This window comes from Flintibacter muris, from assembly GCF_943192995.1.
Taxonomy (GTDB): domain Bacteria; phylum Bacillota; class Clostridia; order Oscillospirales; family Oscillospiraceae; genus Lawsonibacter; species Lawsonibacter muris.
Genome location: NZ_CALPCP010000112.1, coordinates 1 through 1,722, shown reverse-complemented (window position 1 = coordinate 1,722; position 1,722 = coordinate 1). Strand labels below are relative to the sequence as shown.

Below are 1,722 nucleotides of genomic sequence, written 5' to 3'. Positions count from 1 at the left end.
ACGCCGTGAACTATGACGGCCAGACCGACATCACAGCCACCAGCACCAAGACCTTTGAGCAGGGCGTTGTGGTGGTGAGCCGGGCCAAGGCGTGGGTGGAAAAGGATTTTTCCTATGACATCACCGGCGGCCAGGACTTCATGGACAACGTGGCCAAGCAAGTGGCGGAATACTGGCAGGACATTGACCAGGACACCCTCCTGGCCATCCTCCGGGGCGTGTTTGCCATGACCAGCACCAAGGGCGCTAAGTTTGTGAAAAAGCACACCTATGTGGTGGACGGCCCCATGGAGGCCACCACCCTCAACAGCGCCACCGCTCAGGCCTGCGGCGACCACAAGAAAAAGTTTTCCATGATCTTCATGCACTCCGTGGTGTCCACCAACCTGGAAAACCTCAACCTCCTCACCGCCCTCAAGTACACGGACAAGGACGGCGTGACCCGTGATCTGACCCTCTACACCTGGAACGGCAAGCTGGTCATCGTGGATGACGGTATGCCCGTTGAGGAGGGCTACTATGACGCCACCTCCGCCACCACCGGGGCGGTCAAGATTGTGGCGGACACTGCCACCCCTGCCGCGGGTGAGATCAAGCTGGGTGAGGTCAAGCCCTACTATGGCAGCAAGACCCTGGCCGCCGGGGACTATGTGGTGATGGATGCCTATTATGTCAGCTATGTGCTGGGCGAGGGCACCATCAACTATGAGGACATCGGTGCCAAGGTGCCCTACGAGATGGCCCGTGATCCCAAGACCAACGGCGGCCAGGACACGCTCTACACCCGCCAGCGCAAGGTGTTCTCCCCCTTTGGCATCTCCTACGAGAAAAAGGTCCAGGCCTCCCTCTCCCCCACGGATGAGGAGCTGGCCAACGGCCAGAACTGGGACCTGGTGCACTCTGGGGATGCTACTGAGGCGGAGCGGTCCTATGTCAACGACAAGGTCATCGCCATCGCCCGCATCAAGTCCAAGGGGTAAGCCGTGGACGTGTATGAGGCCGTGGTGTCCCGGCTGGCCATGCTGGGGTATCAGGCCACCGAACAGGACAAGCCCGCCATTGACTACCTGACCGGCAAATGCAGGGTGACGCTCCTGGCCAGCATCCACCACAAGGAAGTGCCGGACGGCCTCATCTACACGTTGGTGGACATGGTGGCGGGCTCATTCCTGCAAGACAAGCTGGCCGCCGGGGGACTGGAAATTGAGGGGCTGGACTTTTCCACCGCCGTCAAGAGCATCACGGAGGGGGACGTGTCCACCACCTTTGCCGGGGCCAGTGACGGCACCTCCAGCCCGGAGGGGCGCTATCTGGCCACCCTGGATGGCATGATCCACCCATCGGAGAAAATCCTGGGGGCTTTTCGGAGGCTGAAATGGTGACGCTTGAACGCTACAAGGCAGCGGTCCAGCGCCTGTGGAAAGGCCGGGCCACCATCACCGTGCGGGATGGGGTGCTCAACCCCGTCAATGGCCGCACAGAGCCCGTTGAGCGGGTGCTGGTGGAGGGGGCGGCCTGCCGCATCTCCCATAAGACCGTCACCACCACGGAGCCCTCTGAGGAGGCCGCCAAGGTGGTCCAATCTGTTACGCTCTACATTGACCCCTCCGTGGACATCCCGGAGGGGTCAAAAATTACCGTGACCCAGAACAAGGTCACCCGTGACTATGAGCGGAGCGGCACCCCGGCGGTCTACACCGTCCACCAGGAGGTGCCGCTTGA

3 protein-coding genes are annotated in these 1,722 nt (G+C 61.6%); all 3 read left to right on the top strand.

Translation table 11 applies throughout. The features are described from left to right. Window positions 1-980: phage coat protein (locus tag NFS22_RS23525; protein WP_251320049.1), on the top strand; the 980-nt coding region annotated here is incomplete at its 5' end. A 3-nt stretch (window positions 981-983) separates the two neighbouring features. Further along, on the top strand, window positions 984-1,382 hold the full coding sequence (locus NFS22_RS23520) for a hypothetical protein (protein WP_251320048.1): 399 nt from the start codon (window positions 984-986) through the stop codon (window positions 1,380-1,382). Further along, window positions 1,376-1,722 (top strand): hypothetical protein (locus NFS22_RS23515; RefSeq protein WP_251320046.1); only part of this gene is annotated, 347 nt, incomplete at its 3' end. The genes NFS22_RS23520 and NFS22_RS23515, both read left to right, overlap by 7 nt.